A 19,310-nucleotide genomic window follows, 5' to 3' on the forward strand; every position below is an offset into this window, starting at 1 on the left:
TCACATGATCGTGCTGATCCCCGCCCTCGAACCCGACCATGGGCTGCAGGCCCTCATCACCGCACTCATCGCGGCGGATCCCGACGTCGATGTCGTCGTGGTCGACGACGGGTCGAGTGCGGCTTCCGCTGCGGTGTTCTCGGCCTGCGCCGACGCGGGTGCCGTGGTGCTCGCGCACGACCGGAACCTGGGCAAGGGGGCGGCGCTGAAGACCGGCCTCGGGTGGATCGCTCTGCACCGACCGGGCGAAGACGTCGTCACCGCCGACGCGGACGGGCAGCACACGGTGCCGGACATCCTGCGCATCGCCGACGGCCTGCGGGCGGACGCCGCCGACCGTGAGCCCGCCCTGATCCTCGGATGCCGCGCGCTGCCGGCATCCGCTCCCGTGCGCTCGCGCGTGGGCAACGCCACAGCGCGCGGACTGTTCCGGGTCGCGGCGGGCTGGCGACTGAGCGACACCCAGACCGGGTTGCGGGGCATCCCGTCGTCGATCGTCGAGTGGATGCTCGAGGTTCCCGGCACGCGCTACGAGTACGAGCAGAACGTTCTGCTGCGGGTGCGCAGCGCGGGAATCCCCGCGCGCGAAGTGGCGATCGAGGCCGTCTATCTCGACGGCAACGCCGCGAGCCACTTCCGTCCGCTCGTCGACTCCGCGCGGGTCGTGTGGCCGCTCGTGCTGTTTACGGGATCGTCGCTGCTCGCGTTCGCGATCGACACGATCGCGCTCCTCTTCTTCACCGCGGTCACGGGCTCGCTCGTGCTCTCGATCGTCGCGGCGCGCGTGCTGAGCGCGTCGGTCAACTTCGCGGTGAACCGTCGGATCGTATTCCGTCGGCGCGGGCGCGGGGCAGCAGGCCAACTGCTGCGCTACGGACTGCTCGCGCTGGCTCTGCTCGCCTCGAACGTGGTGTGGATGCAGGCGCTCACCTCTCTCGGCGTGCCGCTGCTGGCCGCGAAGGTCGCGACCGAAGCAGTGCTGTTCGTCACGAGCTACGGGGTGCAGAAGGCGTTCGTCTTCCGCGCGACCGAACTCGTACCTGCGGCCGAGGCGGCCCATAGGAACCGCATAGCGTCGCCGACTCGGATGGAGTCAGACATCGTCACCGACGGGAGAACCCCATGACCTTCAGCGCCTACCTGCTCATCGCGATCGACCTGATCGCCGCCGCCGTGCTCGCCTTCGGCCTCTTCTACCGCCGCCACCGTCGCCGCGACCTCGTCGTCGCCTTCCTCGGGGTGAACGTCGGCGTGCTCGCCGTCGCAGCGGTGCTCGGCACGGCCGAGGTCGCACTCGGGCTGGGGCTCGGGCTGTTCGGCGTGCTGTCGATCATCCGGTTGCGCTCGAGCGAGATCTCGCAGCGCGAGGTCGCCTACTACTTCGCATCGCTCGCGATCGGGCTCATCGCAGGTCTCCCCCAGTCAGAGCCGCTGCCGGCGATCGGGTTGATCGGCCTCATCGTGGCGGTCATGTGGGCGGCGGACCACCCGGCCATCATGGCGCGCAGTCGGCACCAGATCGTGCGCCTCGATCGGGCGGTCGCCGATGAGACCGAGCTGCGCGCCGAGCTGGAAGACCGCCTCGGAGCCACCGTGACGGCGTTCGCCGTGCAGCAGCTCGACCTCGTCAACGACACGACGCTCGTCGACGTCCGCTACCGCGTCGGATCCCGCACGCGAAGGATTCCGGAGCGCGCGAGTGCGGCCTCGGCGCCGGCCGAGCGAACCGCCACGACCACCGTCGCCACCGCGGGAGGCATCCGATGAACACCATCGCCACCCTGGCCCCGGTCACACTCGACGAACTCGTCGCCGAAGCCGCGCTGCTGGCGCGGGTCGACCGGAAGTACGTCCTGCCGCGCGATGCCGTCGCACCGTGGATCGCGCGCCTCGACCCGGCGACCCGCGTGCTCGAGATCGACGGCGCCCGCACCTTCGCCTACGAATCGGTGTACTTCGACACCCCCGACCTGCTGAGCTTCCACCTGGCGGCCCAGCCCCGTCGTCGCCGGTTCAAGCTGCGCACGCGCGCCTACCTCGACAGCGGAGACGCGTTCCTCGAGATCAAGACCCGCGGCGCTCGTGGACTCACCGTCAAGGAGCGTGAGGAGTACGACCCGGCGCACCTCGACGAGCTGACCGATGACGCCTACGACCGCGTGGCTGACGCCCTCGACGGAATCGGCGTGGCGCCGCACGTGGTCGACGAGCTGCAGCCGATGCTGCGCACACGGTATCGGCGCCTCACTCTGCTCTCGGCCGACGGCGTCGGCCGGGTGACGATCGACACCGACCTGACGTGGATCAGTCCCGACGGCGCCGGCTTCGCGCTCCCCGACGTGGCGATCGTCGAGACCAAGTCGGGGTCGGTCGCCGGCGACGCCGACCGCGCCCTCTGGCGCGACGGCCATCGCCCCGAGACCGTCAGCAAGTACGCGACCGGGCTCGCGGCTCTGCATCCCGCCCTGCCGCGCAACCGCTGGGCCCGCTTGTTGCGCGGACCCTTCTCACCCCACCACCGCACCTCACCCACCCCTCGAACGAAGGAGACCCCATGCTTCGCCGCCGCCTGATCCTCGCAGCCGCCCCCCTCGCCCTCACCGGCCTCGTGCTCGCGGGCTGCGCTGTCACCGCCGAGCCGGCCACCACCGTCGTCGACACCGCCGACCAGACCACCGCGGCCGCGACCGTCGTCGTCGATTCCGCGCTCAGCGCCGCCGCCGTTCTCGACGCGAACGCCGATACCACCGTCGTGCGCGACGACGAGTGGTCGGCCGACGACGCGATCGACATCGAGCTGGACACGAGCGGATCGTCGCTCGAGATCACGGACGCCGGCGTCTACCGCCTGACCGGATCGTTCGACGGCACCGTGGTCGTGGACGCACCCGACGACGCCCAGGTCGTGCTGATCCTCGACGGCGTCGACATCTCGTCGACCGATGGACCCGCCATCAACGCCGTGTCGGCCGACGATGTCGCGATCGTGCTCGCCGCCGGCAGCGACAACTCGGTATCGGACGCGGACTCGTACGCAGACGATGCGGATGCGAACGCCGCGATCTACAGCGATGTCGACCTGACGATCTCGGGTACCGGTTCGCTGGCCGTGTCGGGCAACGGCAACGACGGCATCGCGACAACCGACGACCTGGTCGTGCTCTCGGGCGAGATCTCGGTCTCGGCCGTCGACGACGGACTGCGCGGCAAGGACTCGCTGGTCGTCGAGGGCGGCATGATCACCGTCGACGCCGGCGGCGACGGTCTGAAGAGCGATCAGGACGACGACGAGACCCGCGGCTTCATCGCGATCGAAGGCGGCTCGCTGGTGATCGACAGCGGCGACGACGCGCTCACCGCGACGACCGACGTGGTCGTCACCGGCGGCGACCTGGCGCTCTCGTCGGGCGCGGGCACGACCGCGGATGCCGGCGCGAAGGGAATCACCGCCGGAGCCGTGGTCGCCCTCGACGGCGGCATCCTCGACATCGACGCCGCCGACGACGCCGTGCACTCGGACGGGTCGATCGGCGTGGGCGGCGCGGCGGTCACGGCGTCGACCGGCGACGACGCGTTCCACGCCGAGCAGACGCTCGAGATCCGCGACGGCACGGTCGTCGTGAACGACTCCTACGAGGGCCTCGAGGCGAACGACGTGCTGATCTCGAGTGGAACGGTCGACGTGACCGCGAGCGACGATGCGGTCAACGGCGCCGGCACCACCTCGGGTGGCGGACAGGGCGGCGGCGTGCAGGCCGACTCGGGCGAGAGCGTCGTCATCAGCGGCGGCACCGTCACCATCGTCGGCGGCGGAGACGGCATCGACTCCAACGGCTCGATCACGATCACCGACGGCGACGTCTCGGTGTGGGGGCTGACCGGCGGCGGAGACGGTGCGCTCGACGCCAACGCGACCATCACCGTCGACGGGGGCTCGGTCGTCATCGGCGGCAGCGTGCTGCAGGTGCCCGATGGCGCGCAGAGCTTCGTCGCGGCATCCGTCACCGGCTCGGCAGGCTCGACGGTCGAGATCGTCGACGGGTCGGGCACGGTGGTCGCGACGCTGGCGGCGGTCGACGACTTCGGCACGGTCTTCGTCAGCGACGCCGCGATCACCGCGGGCTCCTCGTACTCGGTGGTGATCGACGGCACGACGGCTGCGACGGCCGAGGCCGGGGTCGCCGTCGAGGTCGAGGGCCCCGGCGCCGGGGGCCCCGGCGGCGGACAGGCCGGAGGCCCGGGCGGACAGCGCCCCTGACGACGCGAAAGAGCACACATCGCCCGAATTGTCGCATCCGGATACGTGCAATATCCGGATGCGACAATTCGGCGTACTGTGGCGATATGGCTCGCAGAATCGTGCATCAACTCGTCGACGATCTCGACGGAACAATTCTCGAGATCGGCGCGGGCGAAACCGTCCTGTTCTCGCTCGACGGCACCGCGTACGAAATCGATCTCACGGATGCCAACGCCGCCGCCTTGCGCGACGCTCTTGCGCCGTACGTGTCGGCGGGTCGCACGATCTCATCATCCCGGTCGTCGGGTGGGTCGTCGGCACCGCGCAAGCGCCGTCGATCAGGACAGCAGGACTACAGCGGAGTCCGCGAATGGGCCAACGAGAACGGCTACAAGGTGTCGGAACGAGGGCGTATTCCGGCATCCGTTCTCGAAGCCTATGAGGCAGCGCACTGACGCCGCTGCCCTGGCGCCGGCGCTGAACCTCCGTATCCCGTGTGAATGGCGCCCTCTGGACGCGACACGGTTGCATGCCCGCCGGATTCTCGGAATCGTGGCCGATCCGATGACCGCTACGGGAAGGAACGCACCTATGCTCACCATGACCGAGACCGCGGCAGAGGCCGTCAAGACGATCGTGTCGAAGGTCCCGCAGGCCTCCGACGGCGGCGTGCGCATCCGCGACGCGGGTGCCGAGACCGGGTACGAGCTGAGCGTCGCTCCCGCCCCCGAGCCGCAGGACACCGTCGTCGTCACCGACGGCGCCAAGGTGTTCCTCGACGAGTCGGCGGCGACGGCACTCGATGACCGCGTCCTCGACGCCGAGATGTCCCAGGACGGCTCGGTGCGTTTCGCGCTGGGTACCCAGGCGGCTTGATTCCGCAGGACTCCGCACGGCCCGGCGCTTCGGCGTCGGGCCGTGCGCCTGCGTGACGCCCCGGTGCGCCTGGATAGACTGGGCTGGCCAGCCTCTGTAGCTCAATGGAAGAGCAGTTCCGTCCTAAGGAAACGGTTGGGGGTTCGAGTCCCTCCAGGGGCGCAGAGACCCGGGTGAGTACACGCTTTCGTTGATTCAGCGGATCCTGTATCGTCGCGGGGGTGACTGCGACGATGACACACTCCCGCGCGTTGGCCCGGTTCGGACACGCACTGTCGGATGCGACGAGGGTCGGCATCCTGCTGGCGCTTCGCGATGCGCAGGCGTATCCCTCCGACCTCGCCGACAGCCTGGGGGTCTCACGTCAGGTGATGTCGAACCAGCTCGCGTGCCTGCGGGGCTGCGGGCTCGTCGAGGCGATACCCGACGGACGCCGGTCGTCGTACCGACTGGCCGACCCGCATCTGGCGCCGGCATTGAACGAGTTGCTGCAGGTCGTGCTGCTCGTCGATCCCTCCTGCTGCGACGAAGACGGCTGCCGGTGCGCATGACCACGGAATCGGTGAACCTCGAGCGAGTCGCCACGCTCCACCGTCGCATCCGGTGGATCGTGGCCGCGACCATCGGCTACAACGTCGTCGAGGCGATCGTCGCGATCACGGCCGGCACGATCGCGTCCTCGGGCGCCCTCATCGCGTTCGGCCTCGATTCCACGATCGAGGTGCTCTCGGCGGCCGCGGTCGCATGGCAGTTCACCCGCCGCGATCCGCATCGCTGGGAGCGCCCCACCCTGCGGGTGATCGCGGTCGCGTTCTTCGCCCTCGCCGCGTATGTCATCACCACGTCGGCGGTCTCGTTGCTGGCACGGGTTGAGGTCGAGCACAGCCCGCTCGGGATCGCCATCACCGCGCTGAGCGTGATCATCATGCCGTTCCTGTCGTACGCCGAACGGCGTGCCGGCCGCGAACTCGGCTCGGCGACGGCCGTCGCCGACTCGAAGCAGACGTTGATCTGCACCTATCTGTCGGCGGCCGTCCTCATCGGGCTCGTGCTCAACAGCCTGTTCGGCTGGTGGTGGGCCGACGCACTCGCCGGACTCGTGATCGCCGTCTTCGCCATCCGCGAGGGCATCGAGGCATGGCGCGGCGACGCGTGCGCCACCTCAGTCGGAATGCTCATCGAAGACGGCGACGCCCACGAGCACGACCACGACCACGACCACGACCACGACTGATGCCGCTCGATCGATCTCAGGCTCGGCGGTAGGTCGCCTCGACGGGGCAGTCGAACGGATCGCGCGCGGCGAGACCCACGCGGTTGAGATAGTCGATGACGATCGCGTACGACTTCCACAGCGACGTCTCGGTGTACGGAACACCGAGGGTGCGGCACTGCTCCATCACGATCTCGCGGGTGCGGGCGAGGTGAGGGCGCGCCATGCTCGGAAACAGGTGGTGCTCGACCTGGTAGTTGAGCCCGCCCATGAGCCACGTCGCCCACCAGCCGCCGCCGACGTTGCGCGACGTGCGAACCTGCTTGCTGAAGAAGTCGAGTTTCGCATCCGGCGCGATGACCGGCATCCCCTTGTGGTTCGGGGCGAACGACGCACCCATGTACACGCCGAAGACCGCGAGCTGCACACCGATGAAGGCGAATGCCATGCCCAGGGGCAGAAAGAGGAAGACCGGCGTCCAGATGAGTGCGAAGCGGGCCGCGAGCAGCCCCAGCTCGATGTAGCGACCCTTGACCGGCTCGCGCGAGAACAGGTGTCGGAAGGCGAGCACGTGCAGATTCAACCCTTCGAGCGTCAGCAGGGGGAAGAACAGCCACCCCTGCCGCAGGGTGATGAACCGCCGCAGGCCACGGGCGGTCGCGGCATCCTCTTCGACGAACGAGATCGTGTCGATGGCGATGTCGGGATCCTTGCCGACCCGGTTGGGGTTGGCGTGGTGACGGGTGTGCTTGTTCGCCCACCACGAGAAGCTCATGCCGACGACGCCGTTGCCCAGCAGTCGGGCGAGGCGATCGTTGGCCGGACCGGAACTGAGGATCTGTCGGTGTCCGGCCTCATGCGCGAGGAAGGCGACCTGGGTGAAGAGGATGCCGAGCGCAGCCGCGATCAGCAGCTGATACCAGCTCTGGCCGAAGAGGATGAACCCGGTGATCGCCCCGCCGAAGCCGAGCGCGATGAGAACGCCGACGAAAGCATAGAACCATGGCGCACGGCGCATGAGCCCTGTCTCGCGGACGACCTGTGACAGCTCGGTGTACGCGCGGGCGACGGGCGGGAAGTCTTTGGGGCCGGCATATGTCTGACGGATGGGTCCCATCCGAGACTGCAGTGCGGTGGAAGAGATGAAGTAACCCGCTTTTCGATGGTGACCGCTGTGGCCGTGAAAGCCAGAGGCGGTTGCCTATCGCTGATGCCCACACTACGGGAGCACGTATGACGGGGCGGGAATGTCGTCAGACTCCCAGCGGGTCGCCAGCCGGGCGACGGCGAATGCCGCCACCCGGCCGGCGGGAAGCTCAGAGCGGACGGATGTTCGCTGCCTGCATGCCCTTGGGGCCGCGCTCGGCGTCGAATTCCACCTTCTGCGTCTCGCGCAGGTCCTTGAAGCCGTCGCCGGTGATCGCGCTGAAGTGCGCGAACAGGTCGGCGCCGCCGTCATCGGGAGCGATGAAGCCGTAGCCCTTCTCGGAGTTGAACCATTTCACGGTGCCAGTGGCCATCGTGTCTTTCCTTCTTGTGCTGGGGCCGCGTGAGCGGCCGGGTGCGCCGCCCCGAAAGGTACGGGACGGACGGAGGGAACGCGCAGGCCGGGAGGCCTTGGCGAAGTGGGATGCCACGTCGACGGCGTCGAACGCGAGTTCGCGCGTCGGGTGGACGCCGAGGTCGGCGCCGATGGCGCTGTGGGCTTCGAAGCCCGAGGCGGTCACGCCGACGAAGCCGGCGTACTCGCCGGCGGTCGTGGCGACGTACACGTCGTCGTCGGCCTGCCGCCAGTCGAGCGCGGAGCCCGGGACGGGAGTAGTGCTGATCATGTGGTCTTTCGCGGATGCGCGCGCGGACCGCCGCGTCGCGGGTGACGCGGACGATGCGCTGAGCGCGATGTAAGTGATGGGAGGTGAACCGTTCGTGTGACGGTCGGGCGTCTGGCGTTCTGCGACTCCACGATGAGGCAGAGGAAATTCGACGCGAGTGAACCCGAGTGGGCGCACCGAGTCTAGCACGCGAATCTGATCGCGCGTCTCCGGTGCGCCAGGCGCGCGACGGCGGAGGAGCAGCGCGCAAACGAAGCCCTCCGAGCTTCAGAAGATCTCAAATGAAACCTCCCCGAAACCCCGTGGTGCACACCGGTGAAACGTGCCATCCCTACGTTCGCCTGTGGGAGCCCTCTGGGTCTCCTATGGGAGCAGTGGGGAGTCCCTGTAGAAGAAGCCCATTGGGGTCCTGACCCGATCACACATGAGAAACGAGGACCCCGTGAGACGATCCGTCTCTGCGCGCTTGCGTGCGCTCGCACCGATTCCCATAGTCATCGCCCTGTTGCTTCCGGTCGCGCCGGCAGCTGCAGCCCCCGCGCCGGTCGCCGCTGCGCCGACCGTCGACGTCGACAAACTCCCCGACCCCATGGATCGCGGCCCGCTCACACCGGCGACGATCCAGGAGACCAAGCTCGGCCTGGTCGACATCCAGGAGCCGAACTCGTCGGGCAACGCGCCCGATGCGGGCGGGAGCGCCGCTCCCGAGTCGATCGAGATCCGCGGCGCCCTGTACTACCCCGCCGACCGGAGCGTCCCCTCGCCGGTGATCGTGCTGGTGCACGGCAACCACGGCTCGTGCGACTCGGGCACCAACCGCACGGACCTCACCTGTGACGAGTTCAAGCGCAACGAGGCGGGCTACGCCTACCTCGGTGAGAACCTCGCCACGTGGGGCTACACCGTCTTCTCGGTCTCGCAGGACCAGATGATGATGCGCCAGGACGGCACCAGCGGCAAGGGCATGCACCAGCGCCGGATGCTGATCGCCGGCACACTGGACGCCCTCACCGCGGCCAACGAGCCGGGTGGGCTCGCCCTCGACGACCACACCACGATCGGCGACACCCTCGCCGGCAAGCTCGACATGTCACGCATCGGTCTCATGGGCCACTCGCGCGGCGGCGACGCGGTGTCGAGCTTCATCGACTACAACCGCATCCGCACCGACGGGCCCCGCTACCCCCTGCGCGGCGTGATCTCGCTCGCGCCCGTCGACTACGAGCGCAAGGCCCCGTACGGCGTGCCGTACATGACGATCCTCCCGTGGTGCGATGGCGACGTCTCGAACCTGCAGGGTGCGCGCTTCTTCGAGCGCAGCCAGTACATCAACGGCGACAACCCGTTCCCGTCGATCCAGGTCTCGCACCTGGGTGCGAACCACAACTGGTACAACTCGGTCTGGTTCGCCGACGGTCAGGACGGCACCAACTCGAACGACGCCGCGTGCGGTGACTCGCGTCCGAGCAACGACAGCAACGTGCAGCCGACGAACCACCGGCTGAGCGGCGCCGCGAGCTACGACCCCGCGTCGTACGTCATCGACAACAGCGACACGTACAACCCCCTCGTGAACACCAAGATCTCGGCCGACCCCGAGCTCATGGGCTCGCAGGAGAAGCTGGGTCTGGCCACCATGGCCTCGTTCTTCCGCCGCTACGTCGGTGGCGAGGGCGCGTTCGAGCCATACATGACGGGCGAGCTGTCGACCACCGCGAACCACTACCAGGTTCCCGAGAGCGCGTGCCCCGACATCACCGAGGGCGACACCGCGATCGACTGCGCCGACCGCGTCTCGACGACGTACTTCGCACCGTCGTCCGAGCGCATCGACGTGATCCGGCCCGAGGTCGAGAACCCGCTCACGCTCAACGCTCTGGGCGGCGCCCTGGTCGGTGAAGGGTTCGCGAACCCCTACCCCGACAACGGCGGCGTGACCCCGCGTCCTGAGCCTGCGACCGGGTTCGACTGGTGCAACCCCGAACCCGATCAGTTCAGCCCGGGCGTGCTCGGCATCTCGGGTCTGCCGACGGCGGCCAAGCAGTGCCCGCTGCCCAACCCCGATGAGGTCGGCGGTCAGAACGGCACGCGTGAGAACGCGCCGATCAACCACTCGTACGGTCGCCAGCTCGCGCTGGCCTGGGAGGACGGCGCCGAAGCGACGCTGACCGCCCAGATTCCGGATGCGTCGAAGGACGTCAGCGACCTCAAGGCCCTGGCCCTGAGCGCCGACGTGAACTTCTTCGACCCGCGCAACCCCGGATACGTCTCGCGCGAGTCGGACCAGCCGATCAGCCCCGTGATGTTCGACCCGGCGGCGTCGACGCAGGACTTCAAGATCGTCCTGACCGACACCAAGGGCAAGGAGGCGTCGGTCAACGCCGGCGACCCGCGCTGGGGCAATGCGCTGCACATGTCGACGGGTGACAAGACCCGCCACACGCACATCGTGCTCGAGCAGATCCGCGTGCCGCTGAAGGAGTTCCAGACGCAGGGCATCGACGTCTCGTCGCTGGCGAAGCTCGAACTGCGCTTCGGCGTCGAGGGAACCCCCGCGTCGGGATCGATCCAGGTCGCCGACGTGCGGTTCCAGGAGGCGGCCACCAAGGCGCCGCTCATCCTGTCGGACGGCACCGCCGTCGATCAGGGAGCGGGCTACGGCGCGCCGTCATCGGGTCCCGACCCGCTGGCGTTCCTCATGCAGACCGACATCACGCCCGGACAGCTCACGCTGCCCGACACGGTGGGAGACACGGCCGCGAACACCACGTGGGTCGTCGACGACGACCTCGCGCAGTGCTCGAACGCGAACTTCACCAGCATCCAGGATGCTGTGGACCACGCGTCGCCGTGGGACACCATCGTGGTCTGCGAAGGCGTCTACGAGGAGCAGTCCACCCCGGTGAACAGCTCGCGAGTCCCCGTCGCCGACGGCGCGCTCAACGGCCTGACGATCAGCAAAGCGCTGAAGATCAAGGGCGCCGGGGCCGACAAGGTGACGATCATGCCGTCGCAGGAACTTGAAACCCTCGCCGGCAGCACGCCCTACCTGCGTGACGGCGGCGGAAACGTCATCACCGTCTCGCGGCAGTCGCTCGGGTCGACCGACACGAACGAGCTGTTCGTCGAGATCTCGGGCGTGACCGTCACCTCGGGCAGCGTGGCAGCCGAAGCGGGCATCGCCTTCTTCAACGCGGCCGGTCGCATCTCCGAGACCGTCGTCGGACCGCTCGTCGCCTCCGAGGCGAACCCGCACGGGTGGGGCGTCGTGAAGGCGGGCCATCTGCAGGGCACGGGACCGGCCACGGTCGAGACCGAGCTGACGATCGCGAACAGCGTGGTGACCGGCTACCAGGCCGGCGGCATCCTGTTCGACGGCGGTCGCGGAACCGACGGCGCTCCCGAGAACGACGAGCGCTCCGGGCTGCGCCAGCACGGGTACGTGACCGGAACCGTCGTGACCGGAAGCGGCTCCGAGGTGGGCGTGCGCTACACCAACGGGTTCGACGGCTTCGTCGAGAACAGCCGCATCACCGGCAACACGACCGCTGTCGACCTCGTCGACGCGGATGGTGTCGTCGTGACCGAGTCGGCGGACGCCCCCACGGGTGTCGGCGAGGTCGCGGATGCGGCACCGACGGCCGCGGTGGTCAACCCGGGCGTGGGCGCGAAGGTCAAGAACGGCGACGTGCTCGACCTGGTCGTGCGCGCGACGGACGACTTCGCGATCTCGTCGGTGTCGTTCCTGGTCGACGGCGAAGTGGTGAGCACGAGCACGAGCTCGCCGTACACCTTCTCGTGGACGGCCGACACTGTTCGCAAGGCGACTACGGTGCAGCTGACCGCGGTGGTGACCGACTCGTCGGGTCAGACGACCACGTCGGATGCGGTCGCCGTCAAGGTGCTGCCGGGCTCGGGCTCGGTACGCCCGTAGCGGACCGCACGTGAGGGGGCCGGTGAGCGCATGCTCGCCGGCCCCCCTTTCGGCGTGGTCGGGCATTCGGTGTTCGGGCGGGTCGCGGCATCCGGCTAGCTGACGATCGCTCGCGTGGCAAGAGCCGACATGCGCGCTGACGCCGACCTAGCCTTCGATCATGGCCACGCTCATCTCGTCGTCGCTCCTGCGCCGCTTCATCGGCGAGACCGAGCGTCGCGTCACCCCCAAGGCCGTCGCGGCGCTCTACTCGCGGGCCGAGATGCTGGCGCGCATGCCGCTGCGCGTGCAGCGCTGGATCGTCGCACACGCGCGCGGCGAGGAGTACATGGGCTTCGTCGTCGAGCCGTACGCGCTGTTCCTCGCCTACGAGATCACAGACACGGATGCCGCGAATCGGCTGCTTCCGCCCGGCTACCGCCTCGTGCCCACCGCGATGTTCGCCGACGAAGAACCCCGATTCTGCGCGATCGTGGGTGCCTTCTCGGTGCACGCCTCGGTGTTCTGGGGCACCCGCGTCGAGCTGTACGTCATCGCCGAGAACGTGCGCACCGGCATGCTCACCTGGGTGATCTGCGACTACGAGTCGAACACGATCAACTACGACCCCGGCCAGGGGTTCTCGGCCGCGACGACGAGCCGCGCGATGATCACGACCGCGCACACGGGTGACGTGCTCGTCGACGTGCGCAGCGCCGAGCGCGAGAACCGGCTCGAGGTCACCGCGTCCGTGCCGGCAGGCATCCCGACCTCCCTCGACCAGCGCCTGTGGATCGAGGGGAACCTCAGCGTCGACTACGGTGGGCGCCTCGGCTACGACGAGTCCGAGCCGTTCGGGCTCGTCTTCGATCCCGGCGAGATGGCGCAGGCGCTGCGGATCCCGGTCGACGCGGTCGAGGTCGTCCACAACACGTTCGGCGCGGGATTCATCGCCGACGAGCCCTTCGAGGTCGCGTGCTTCCCGTACGCGCAGCACTTCCTCACAACCAGCTACCCGAAGTCGACGCCGATCCGCGACGCGGCCGACCTCGAGGGATCCGTCCGCGACCACGTCGAGCGTTCGGAGCCGTAGTCGACGGTCATCGCGTTGTTCGAGAGAAGCACTGACGCGCCGAGCGACGAACGCGGTCAGTCGGGGAGCGTGAACGGCTCGTAGCAGTCGTAGGTGTCGTGGGCGACGACGCGCCCGTCACGCACCGTGACGAATCCCGCCATGTGCGCGACGATCTCGGTCTCCCCGATGACTCCGCGCCAGGTGGATCGCACCGCGATGCGCTCCCCCGACACGAGAAGCTCATGGATGTCGATCCGCTGGTCGGTCAGTCTGGACTTTCCAGCGAGGAACCCGGAGACGGTCTGCTCGAGGTCGCGCGTGTGCCCGGCCGGCGCGATCGGGTTGGGGAGCTCCCGGAAGACCGCACGCGGATCGAGGATCGCCCGCAGCTGTTCTTCGGTGGACCCGAGGTCGCCGACGACGGCGAAGTAACGGCGAACGACAGCTGCGACGTCGGTTGCGGAGGATTCAGTCGTCATATGCACAACTATAGTTGTGCATATGATCCACGTCGATCTCTTGTCGTACCTCTCGCTCGCGGGCGGCGCTTTGGACGGCCATGTGCGCGAGCAGCTTCGGTCGCGCGGATTCGAGGGACTGCGCGTGCGGCACGGCTATGTGTTCCAGCGGCTGCTCGTCGGTCCTCAGTCGATCACCGAGCTCGGTCGATCGCTGAGCGTCTCGCAGCAGGCGATGTCCAAGACGGTGCGTGAACTCGCGAACCTCGGCTACGTCGACACGGGAACCGACCCCGGCGATGCACGTCGCAGGGTCGTCCGACTGACCGACCGCGGTCGCGCCTCCATCACAACCGCGCGCGAGATCCGCTCGCAGTTGGAAGCACGGTTGGCCCGAAGCGTCGACGGGCGCGAGGTCGACGGAGCGCGCGCGGTGATCACAGCACTGCTCGCCGAACTCGGACTGGGCGACCGCATTGCTGAGCGTTCTGCACCCGACCCGGACCCCGAACGCACCGATCCTTCCGCGTGAGCACGGCGACGGCAACGGTCCAGCGGCCTGTCGACGTGCCGCGTTCGGCCATGGGTCGAGGGTATCGGTGCCGTTCGCAAGCCGGTCGGTCATCGCGCGTCTGCGGTGGCGCCGATTAGGGTGTGTCCATGTCCGTTCAGGTGCTGCCCGCGACGGGTCGCTGGGACGACTTCGCGACCTTCATGGTGCCGCGCAAACCGGGCGCCGGCGGGTGCGTGTGCATGTCGTACCGCGACGCGCGGCTGGCGACGCCGGAGCGCATCGATCACATGCGCGCCGAGTGCGCGACGAAGCCTGGCCCAGGGGTGCTCGTCTATGTCGACGACCAGATCGCGGGCTGGTGCTCGGTGGCTCCGAAGTCCACCTACCGACGGCTCATGAACTCCCGTACGATCCCGCATCTCGACGAGGACCGCGACCCGTGGTCCATCGTCTGTTTCGTCGTCCGGGCCGGTTTCCGCAAGCGCGGGCTGATGCACGACCTGCTGGATGGGGCGGTCGATCATGCGCGCTCAGGCGGCGCGACGATCGTCGAGGGGTATCCGGTCGATATCGACGGACGAGTGGATCTGATTTCCGGCTATGTGGGGACGGTTCGCCTGTTCGAGGCCCACGGCTTCGTCCGGGTTCAGGCGACCGATGCCCATTCGGGCGGCGCCGAGCGCTGGCTGATGCGACGCGAGCTGTGACCGAGCCGCCGCGACCCGGGCGCCTGTCGGACGCCGACTGTAGGTTCGTCGCATGGTCTTCGCGAACGTCGGAACCCTTGGCGCGGTCACGGGCAAGCGCGACGAGCTCGTCGCTCGCTTGACACGAAGGAGCAGTGTTCTTTCCGAGGTCGGCTGCATCGCGTACGAGGTGGGCACGAACGATGCTGAACCCGACACCGTGTTCGTCGTCGAGCTCTGGAAGGACGCCGCTGCCCATGAGGCATCGCTTGCGCTCCCGGAGGTCGCAGAAGCCATCGCCGAAGCACGCCCGCTCCTGTCTGGCGCCTTCGGGGGATTCCACTTCGAGGTGGCAGGCTCGCCGCTCCGGGACTGAATCCGCACGGCGTGCAACCGGTCGTGTTGCAGACCGAGGCAGGGAGCTGACCGATCCCGCCTCGCATTCTCGACGATGCCCGACTGCGACGCTCAGCCGTGCCCCGCGACCAGACCGACGAACTGCGGCGTCGCCCTCAGACCAGCTCTCTGTCTCACGGCGAGAGGCGACGCTGCACGGTGGTGGAGCGATCGCCGTCGGGGATGAGGCTGCGGTGCGCGAGGCGGCGCGTCGACGCTGCCGGATGCTGGATGCCGGCGAGGGCTGGGTCGTCACGCTGAACGATCGCGAGCGCGAGAGCAACGCGACGCCCACCGTCGAGCGGCTGACCGGCGGGCGCGCGACATCGCGCTCGATGACGACCGTGCGGAGGCTGCTCGACCGCCATCTCGACGACGGGGGCCCGGGTACCTCAGGCGTTGTCTAGCCTGGGACCGTGGAACGAGCGGTCGACCCCTGGGCGTGTCCGACCTGCGGCGATCGACTGCGGTTCGAGATCCTCGACGACGACCGATTCCTCGTCGCGTGGTCGTGCGTGAACTGCGGGCTCGTGCGCACGACCGAGCCGATGTAGCGGCAGCGACGCTCGACTCAGTCGTGTTGTCTGCGTGAGGATCGCCGGCCGGCGAGGAAGGCCGCCGCGAGCAGCCCGATCGTCAGCAGCACCCATCCGATGATCGCGATGCGCGAGAGGTACACGCCGCTGCCGCCCGGGACGAAGGTGGCCTCCGCGAGCGGCTGATACGCGAACCAGCCGAACGTCACCGGGGTGAGCAGGCCGATGACGAGAACGACGAGGCCGGAGACGACCACGACTCCCGTCGTCACCCAGGCGGTGGTCGAGCTGCGGCGTTCGTTCACGGGTCGAGCGTAACGGTGCCAGAGGTGTCGGGATCGCTCGCGGGGGTGAGGAGGAGCGTGGATGCCGCCGCCTCGTCCGTGACCATCGAGGATGCCGCCGCGGCGCCGTACTTCGACCGGTAGGCCGCGTCGACGGCATCCGAGTCTCGCGAGCCGATGACGGTCACCTGCGCGCGGACCGGGTCGCCGGCGACGCGGATCCATGCCTGGCCCGAGGCGACAGCCCGGCCGTACCAGCCGGTGTCGCGTCGATACCAGGTGCGGACGAACACGCGGTCGTCGACCACGACCACCCAGATCGGCACCCACGTGCGTGGCATCCTGCCTGCGCGTGGCGCGGAGATGTGCAGCTCGCGCGCGTCGGCGAGGTGGCGAAGCTGGTCGGACGTCCATTCATGGAGCACACATCCATCTTCGCGCGGGCACGGCGGGCGGTGGCGGATCCTCCGTACACTGCGAGTGAGGGCGATCAGTTCTGCGCGTGTCTCAGCGCGCGCTCGGTGTAGTAAGTCACCCCGCCGTTTGTGTCCTCGACTCCGAACACCCACTTCCCCGAGGGAGTGGTGCGGACGTCGATGACTGTGCCGCGTGCGTCAGGAGTGAAGACATCGTCTCCGGGCTTGAATCCAGTCCCGCTCATGATCAGAGGGTACGCAAGAAGGCGGCAGCCCGATCGCACAGCGATCACTTCCGGCAAGGCAGACTCGGATCGGATCGGATCGGATCCCCTATCGGTCTGGAGTCGGAAACGGTGCCGGCGCATCTACCTGCAGTTGGGATCGCCACGACGCCGCCTAGTAGCTGACTCTGCCCGTCCCGCCACACGATGGGCACACGTGTTGAACAGCTGTCGAGGGATAGTCGCCCGGTGACGTAACCAAGCCGTAGGAGGGCGGTAGCCCGGCTGCTGAACGAACGCGATCCATGAAGGAGTCCGACTTCGCTACAGGATGTTGGAGTTGGCGCAGCCCGGCGGCCACTGCCGCCATTCCTCCCGCCCCCGCCGCGACGCCGCCGCTGACTGCGTTCGCGATGTGCTCGTTCCTGTTCGTTGAGTCCAGTTGCGCCTGGGTGAGCGCGATGAGAGCTTGATTGATCGCACCGTTGCCGAGCGGGTCGGGGACGGCCGGAGGCAGGGCGCTCCGTCCTAGCGCGTCAAGCGAGTTGGCGATTCCTGCCGCACCAGCGAGCCCGCCTGCAAGCGATGTGTTGACAGCGTTGGAGACTGCGCGTTGGTTTTCTCGGGCGGCCTGCTGCGTAGCCAACAGATTCGCAAGGACATTGTTTAGATCGCTGGACATGGGCGTCTCCCCTGCAGGCGGACTCAAGCCCGGAGAGCGTCCCGGGCTTCTTCCAGCGCATTATGTTCTCGGATCCACCCAGTTGTCTACAACCCGATCCCACCATGTGATTCCGAATGGTTGTCCCTTACGAGTCATCCGTGGCGCCCTCCCGCGGCGAATGATCCCCCGCTAACTACGCGTGCGGTGGACACTATTCGTTTCGCTGCTGACCGCGTACGCGCAAATGGCCGCGGGCCGCCGCGGCAGCAAGTCAGAAAGGCGAAGCACTTGCCATATCGCCGAAGCGAGGAGGATTCTTGACCCATCGCGGTCGAGAGGAGCATTGATGCGGAACGTGCCCTTCTATATCGCGCTGGCGGCGACCATCGGACCGCTATTCCTGGCGGGGACGTTATTTGTTCCACCAGCGCTCCTATTGCTTGGTGTTCAACAGCAAGTAGTTCACAAAGAGCGCGGTGTGGCGCCTGGGATGTGGATCGCGGGACTCGCGGCGGTGATAACTGCGATCTTCATCTACGGTGGCCACGCCGACGCTGTTGCGAAGTGCGACTCGATCGCCGCGAGACCCACCTTCGAGTATCTCGATGAACTTTTTGGAACCGACTCAAGGGCCGACCAGCGCATGGACATGATCGAGGCCGGGTGCAATTCGTTGCCATTTTATGAGATGCCTGACTACTAGCACCTCCACGGGTAGCCGAGTGCCCTTGGGTGTTGTGTCCAATGCCATCGCGGCGGCGCGATCGGAACACGTTGCGGTGCGCCCGGCCAGCGGTCGATCGCGTCCAGTATCCTCGCGGATCGACCAGGATCGCTACGCGAGCACCTCGGCGTCCCGGATAGTCTCCGCCGTCAGAAGTGCCTTTGCTCCGAGTACCTCGACTCCGAGCAAGCGACCGCCGCCGTCGAAGTCCAACACAAGCGTCCCCTGCGGGCGTTCGACGATCAGGTTCTCGACGGACTCACCTTCGCCGATCGACGTTGCGATCGGAAAGTAGGCGGCGTCCGCCGCGTGGTCGATGGTGAATCTGCGCTCGGACATAAGACAAAGCTACCGACTTGCCGCGTCGCAATAGCCGGTCCGCCTGCGAGCGGCGCTCGTGGGTGCGGCGAAGACGTGCGAGAGGCGATCATGCCGGCTCGCAAGCGCGGTGATGCGGCCGGACGAGATCTTCAGGCATGGTGGATGTGAGTTTCAGGTTGGAGGGGCGTCGTGGGGGCGAGTCGGGATCGTGTGGTCGCGGCGTTGGAGGCTGCTTCGTCGGCCGTTGAATCGGAGAAGATTCGCGCCCGGATGACCGACGAGGTGACCGACGTCATCGGCGTGCGGATGGGCACGGTCTTTGACATCGCGAAACAGAACGCGAGCATGCCGTTGGCTGAGGTCGAAGAGTTGCTTCGTTCCGATGTCTACGAGGTGAAGATGGTCGGGGTGAGCATTCTCGACTTCAAGGCGCGTGCAAAGGGCGCCGATCGGTCGGCGTTGTTCGAGGCGTGGATGCGGAACCTTGACTACATCGACACGTGGGACTACATCGATCGGGCCGCTCCTCGCGTCATCGGGTGGTATCTGTTGGATCGGCCCCGCGACGTTCTGTTCACACTCGCCCGTTCCGAGAACCGTTGGCATCGTAGGACCGCGATCACCGCGGCGTTCTGGATTATCCGCTCGGGCGATCTCTCTGACCCACTCGAGTTGTGCCACCTGCTGGCTGACGACCCGGAGCACCTCGTACAGACCAACGTCGGCGTCGCGCTCCGTGAGATCGGTCGAAGAGATCGGGACGTGCTGTCTGACTTCCTGGGTACCCGCGGCGATGACCTCAGCGCGCACGCCCGTCGGACAGCGATGACCGCGCTCGGGTAAGTCTGGGGCAACACGACCCGTTCGCATCGGTCCTTTTGCGGGCGTCGATGGCGACGTCAGTCGAGGAGGTGCCGGAGGTATCGCTCTGGTGCTGC

Annotated in this window: 24 protein-coding genes and 1 tRNA gene; 18 read left to right on the top strand and 7 right to left on the bottom strand. The window is 67.8% G+C overall.

Features of this window, described 5'->3' with window-relative positions:
- Positions 1 to 4 precede the first annotated feature (4 nt).
- The 9 genes from ABD663_RS05420 to ABD663_RS05460 all read left to right on the top strand — a co-directional run bounded on the left by ABD663_RS05420 (position 5) and on the right by ABD663_RS05460 (position 6,350).
- Complete coding sequence (locus ABD663_RS05420) at positions 5 to 1,126, top strand: GtrA family protein (protein ID WP_344736864.1); 1,122 nt, start codon at positions 5 to 7, stop codon at positions 1,124 to 1,126.
- Complete coding sequence (locus tag ABD663_RS05425; protein WP_344736866.1) at positions 1,123 to 1,767, top strand: DUF4956 domain-containing protein; 645 nt, start codon at positions 1,123 to 1,125, stop codon at positions 1,765 to 1,767. The genes ABD663_RS05420 and ABD663_RS05425 overlap by 4 nt, the downstream gene beginning before the upstream one ends.
- A complete protein-coding gene (locus ABD663_RS05430; protein WP_344736868.1) occupies positions 1,764 to 2,573 on the top strand; it encodes a polyphosphate polymerase domain-containing protein in 810 nt (269 codons plus the stop codon). The genes ABD663_RS05425 and ABD663_RS05430 overlap by 4 nt, the downstream gene beginning before the upstream one ends.
- Complete coding sequence (locus ABD663_RS05435) at positions 2,555 to 4,258, top strand: carbohydrate-binding domain-containing protein (protein ID WP_344736869.1); 1,704 nt, start codon at positions 2,555 to 2,557, stop codon at positions 4,256 to 4,258. The genes ABD663_RS05430 and ABD663_RS05435 overlap by 19 nt, the downstream gene beginning before the upstream one ends.
- Positions 4,259 to 4,344: 86 nt before the next feature.
- Positions 4,345 to 4,695 carry a histone-like nucleoid-structuring protein Lsr2 gene (locus tag ABD663_RS05440; protein WP_344736870.1) on the top strand — a complete coding sequence of 117 codons (351 nt, stop codon included), beginning with the start codon at positions 4,345 to 4,347 and terminating at the stop codon, positions 4,693 to 4,695.
- A 136-nt stretch (positions 4,696 to 4,831) separates the two neighbouring features.
- Complete coding sequence (locus ABD663_RS05445; protein WP_344736872.1) at positions 4,832 to 5,116, top strand: Fe-S cluster assembly protein HesB; 285 nt, start codon at positions 4,832 to 4,834, stop codon at positions 5,114 to 5,116.
- A gap of 90 nt (positions 5,117 to 5,206) precedes the next feature.
- A tRNA-Arg gene (locus ABD663_RS05450) sits at positions 5,207 to 5,278 on the top strand.
- 71 nt (positions 5,279 to 5,349) lie between these two features.
- The gene (locus tag ABD663_RS05455) at positions 5,350 to 5,667 is read left to right on the top strand and encodes an ArsR/SmtB family transcription factor (RefSeq protein ID WP_344736873.1); all 318 of its coding nucleotides are present in this window, start codon (positions 5,350 to 5,352) and stop codon (positions 5,665 to 5,667) included.
- Positions 5,664 to 6,350 (top strand): cation diffusion facilitator family transporter, encoded by a 687-nt coding sequence (locus ABD663_RS05460; RefSeq protein WP_344736874.1) that lies wholly within the window; start codon positions 5,664 to 5,666, stop codon positions 6,348 to 6,350. The genes ABD663_RS05455 and ABD663_RS05460 overlap by 4 nt, the downstream gene beginning before the upstream one ends.
- Before the next feature lie 16 nt (positions 6,351 to 6,366).
- Here ABD663_RS05460 and ABD663_RS05465 read toward each other — a convergent pair whose 3' ends face one another.
- The gene (locus ABD663_RS05465) at positions 6,367 to 7,446 is read right to left on the bottom strand and encodes a fatty acid desaturase family protein (RefSeq protein ID WP_344736875.1); all 1,080 of its coding nucleotides are present in this window, start codon (positions 7,444 to 7,446) and stop codon (positions 6,367 to 6,369) included.
- Between the two features lie 199 nt (positions 7,447 to 7,645).
- On the bottom strand, positions 7,646 to 7,849 hold the full coding sequence (locus ABD663_RS05470) for a cold-shock protein (protein WP_344736946.1): 204 nt from the start codon (positions 7,847 to 7,849) through the stop codon (positions 7,646 to 7,648).
- Between the two features lie 754 nt (positions 7,850 to 8,603).
- On the opposite strand from ABD663_RS05470, the gene ABD663_RS05475 reads away from it, so the two are divergent.
- Entirely contained in the window at positions 8,604 to 12,095 is a 3,492-nt protein-coding gene (locus tag ABD663_RS05475; RefSeq protein WP_344736876.1) for an Ig-like domain-containing protein, read from the top strand.
- A 160-nt stretch (positions 12,096 to 12,255) separates the two neighbouring features.
- Positions 12,256 to 13,167, top strand: a complete 912-nt coding sequence (locus tag ABD663_RS05480) for a hypothetical protein (RefSeq protein WP_344736877.1) — start codon at positions 12,256 to 12,258, stop codon at positions 13,165 to 13,167.
- 56 nt (positions 13,168 to 13,223) lie between these two features.
- Here the strand turns inward: ABD663_RS05480 and ABD663_RS05485 are convergent, their stop codons facing one another.
- A complete protein-coding gene (locus ABD663_RS05485; RefSeq protein ID WP_344736878.1) occupies positions 13,224 to 13,628 on the bottom strand; it encodes a nuclear transport factor 2 family protein in 405 nt (134 codons plus the stop codon).
- Between the two features lie 22 nt (positions 13,629 to 13,650).
- On the opposite strand from ABD663_RS05485, the gene ABD663_RS05490 reads away from it, so the two are divergent.
- The 5 genes from ABD663_RS05490 (at position 13,651) to ABD663_RS05510 (ending at position 15,757) form a co-directional block, all read left to right on the top strand.
- Positions 13,651 to 14,139 (top strand): MarR family winged helix-turn-helix transcriptional regulator, encoded by a 489-nt coding sequence (locus ABD663_RS05490; RefSeq protein WP_344736879.1) that lies wholly within the window; start codon positions 13,651 to 13,653, stop codon positions 14,137 to 14,139.
- A gap of 128 nt (positions 14,140 to 14,267) precedes the next feature.
- The gene (locus ABD663_RS05495; RefSeq protein ID WP_344736880.1) at positions 14,268 to 14,828 is read left to right on the top strand and encodes a GNAT family N-acetyltransferase; all 561 of its coding nucleotides are present in this window, start codon (positions 14,268 to 14,270) and stop codon (positions 14,826 to 14,828) included.
- A gap of 52 nt (positions 14,829 to 14,880) precedes the next feature.
- Complete coding sequence (locus tag ABD663_RS05500; RefSeq protein ID WP_344736881.1) at positions 14,881 to 15,183, top strand: putative quinol monooxygenase; 303 nt, start codon at positions 14,881 to 14,883, stop codon at positions 15,181 to 15,183.
- Between the two features lie 244 nt (positions 15,184 to 15,427).
- Positions 15,428 to 15,610 carry a hypothetical protein gene (locus ABD663_RS05505; RefSeq protein WP_344736882.1) on the top strand — a complete coding sequence of 61 codons (183 nt, stop codon included), beginning with the start codon at positions 15,428 to 15,430 and terminating at the stop codon, positions 15,608 to 15,610.
- 9 nt (positions 15,611 to 15,619) lie between these two features.
- Positions 15,620 to 15,757 carry a hypothetical protein gene (locus ABD663_RS05510; RefSeq protein WP_344736883.1) on the top strand — a complete coding sequence of 46 codons (138 nt, stop codon included), beginning with the start codon at positions 15,620 to 15,622 and terminating at the stop codon, positions 15,755 to 15,757.
- Between the two features lie 17 nt (positions 15,758 to 15,774).
- Here the strand turns inward: ABD663_RS05510 and ABD663_RS05515 are convergent, their stop codons facing one another.
- From ABD663_RS05515 to ABD663_RS05525, 3 genes are all read right to left on the bottom strand, one after another.
- On the bottom strand, positions 15,775 to 16,044 hold the full coding sequence (locus ABD663_RS05515) for a hypothetical protein (protein WP_344736884.1): 270 nt from the start codon (positions 16,042 to 16,044) through the stop codon (positions 15,775 to 15,777).
- Complete coding sequence (locus ABD663_RS05520) at positions 16,041 to 16,448, bottom strand: DUF2255 family protein (protein ID WP_344736885.1); 408 nt, start codon at positions 16,446 to 16,448, stop codon at positions 16,041 to 16,043. The genes ABD663_RS05515 and ABD663_RS05520 overlap by 4 nt, the downstream gene beginning before the upstream one ends.
- Positions 16,449 to 16,513: 65 nt before the next feature.
- Positions 16,514 to 16,684 (bottom strand): single stranded DNA-binding domain-containing protein, encoded by a 171-nt coding sequence (locus tag ABD663_RS05525; RefSeq protein WP_344736886.1) that lies wholly within the window; start codon positions 16,682 to 16,684, stop codon positions 16,514 to 16,516.
- Positions 16,685 to 17,673: 989 nt separating this feature from the next.
- On the opposite strand from ABD663_RS05525, the gene ABD663_RS05530 reads away from it, so the two are divergent.
- On the top strand, positions 17,674 to 18,030 hold the full coding sequence (locus tag ABD663_RS05530; protein WP_344736887.1) for a hypothetical protein: 357 nt from the start codon (positions 17,674 to 17,676) through the stop codon (positions 18,028 to 18,030).
- 132 nt (positions 18,031 to 18,162) lie between these two features.
- Here the strand turns inward: ABD663_RS05530 and ABD663_RS05535 are convergent, their stop codons facing one another.
- Complete coding sequence (locus ABD663_RS05535) at positions 18,163 to 18,390, bottom strand: DUF2283 domain-containing protein (RefSeq protein WP_344736888.1); 228 nt, start codon at positions 18,388 to 18,390, stop codon at positions 18,163 to 18,165.
- 192 nt (positions 18,391 to 18,582) lie between these two features.
- On the opposite strand from ABD663_RS05535, the gene ABD663_RS05540 reads away from it, so the two are divergent.
- Positions 18,583 to 19,215 (top strand): DNA alkylation repair protein, encoded by a 633-nt coding sequence (locus tag ABD663_RS05540; protein ID WP_344736889.1) that lies wholly within the window; start codon positions 18,583 to 18,585, stop codon positions 19,213 to 19,215.
- Positions 19,216 to 19,310: the final 95 nt, after the last annotated feature.

The organism is Microbacterium awajiense, assembly GCF_039536545.1.
Classification (GTDB): Bacteria; Actinomycetota; Actinomycetes; order Actinomycetales; family Microbacteriaceae; genus Microbacterium; species Microbacterium awajiense.

Bases quoted from the DNA above. Each gene is read 5' to 3' on its own strand.
- ABD663_RS05420 (WP_344736864.1), top strand. From the start codon at position 5: ATGATCGTGCTGATCCCCGCCCTCGAACCCGACCATGGGCTGCAGGCC.
- ABD663_RS05425 (WP_344736866.1), top strand. From the start codon at position 1,123: ATGACCTTCAGCGCCTACCTGCTCATCGCGATCGACCTGATCGCCGCC.
- ABD663_RS05430 (WP_344736868.1), top strand. From the start codon at position 1,764: ATGAACACCATCGCCACCCTGGCCCCGGTCACACTCGACGAACTCGTC.
- ABD663_RS05435 (WP_344736869.1), top strand. From the start codon at position 2,555: ATGCTTCGCCGCCGCCTGATCCTCGCAGCCGCCCCCCTCGCCCTCACC.
- ABD663_RS05440 (WP_344736870.1), top strand. From the start codon at position 4,345: ATGGCTCGCAGAATCGTGCATCAACTCGTCGACGATCTCGACGGAACA.
- ABD663_RS05445 (WP_344736872.1), top strand. From the start codon at position 4,832: ATGCTCACCATGACCGAGACCGCGGCAGAGGCCGTCAAGACGATCGTG.
- ABD663_RS05455 (WP_344736873.1), top strand. From the start codon at position 5,350: ATGACACACTCCCGCGCGTTGGCCCGGTTCGGACACGCACTGTCGGAT.
- ABD663_RS05460 (WP_344736874.1), top strand. From the start codon at position 5,664: ATGACCACGGAATCGGTGAACCTCGAGCGAGTCGCCACGCTCCACCGT.
- ABD663_RS05465 (WP_344736875.1), bottom strand. From the start codon at position 7,446: ATGGGACCCATCCGTCAGACATATGCCGGCCCCAAAGACTTCCCGCCC.
- ABD663_RS05470 (WP_344736946.1), bottom strand. From the start codon at position 7,849: ATGGCCACTGGCACCGTGAAATGGTTCAACTCCGAGAAGGGCTACGGC.
- ABD663_RS05480 (WP_344736877.1), top strand. From the start codon at position 12,256: ATGGCCACGCTCATCTCGTCGTCGCTCCTGCGCCGCTTCATCGGCGAG.
- ABD663_RS05485 (WP_344736878.1), bottom strand. From the start codon at position 13,628: ATGACGACTGAATCCTCCGCAACCGACGTCGCAGCTGTCGTTCGCCGT.
- ABD663_RS05490 (WP_344736879.1), top strand. From the start codon at position 13,651: ATGATCCACGTCGATCTCTTGTCGTACCTCTCGCTCGCGGGCGGCGCT.
- ABD663_RS05495 (WP_344736880.1), top strand. From the start codon at position 14,268: ATGTCCGTTCAGGTGCTGCCCGCGACGGGTCGCTGGGACGACTTCGCG.
- ABD663_RS05500 (WP_344736881.1), top strand. From the start codon at position 14,881: ATGGTCTTCGCGAACGTCGGAACCCTTGGCGCGGTCACGGGCAAGCGC.
- ABD663_RS05505 (WP_344736882.1), top strand. From the start codon at position 15,428: ATGCTGGATGCCGGCGAGGGCTGGGTCGTCACGCTGAACGATCGCGAG.
- ABD663_RS05525 (WP_344736886.1), bottom strand. From the start codon at position 16,684: ATGAGCGGGACTGGATTCAAGCCCGGAGACGATGTCTTCACTCCTGAC.
- ABD663_RS05530 (WP_344736887.1), top strand. From the start codon at position 17,674: ATGCGGAACGTGCCCTTCTATATCGCGCTGGCGGCGACCATCGGACCG.
- ABD663_RS05535 (WP_344736888.1), bottom strand. From the start codon at position 18,390: ATGTCCGAGCGCAGATTCACCATCGACCACGCGGCGGACGCCGCCTAC.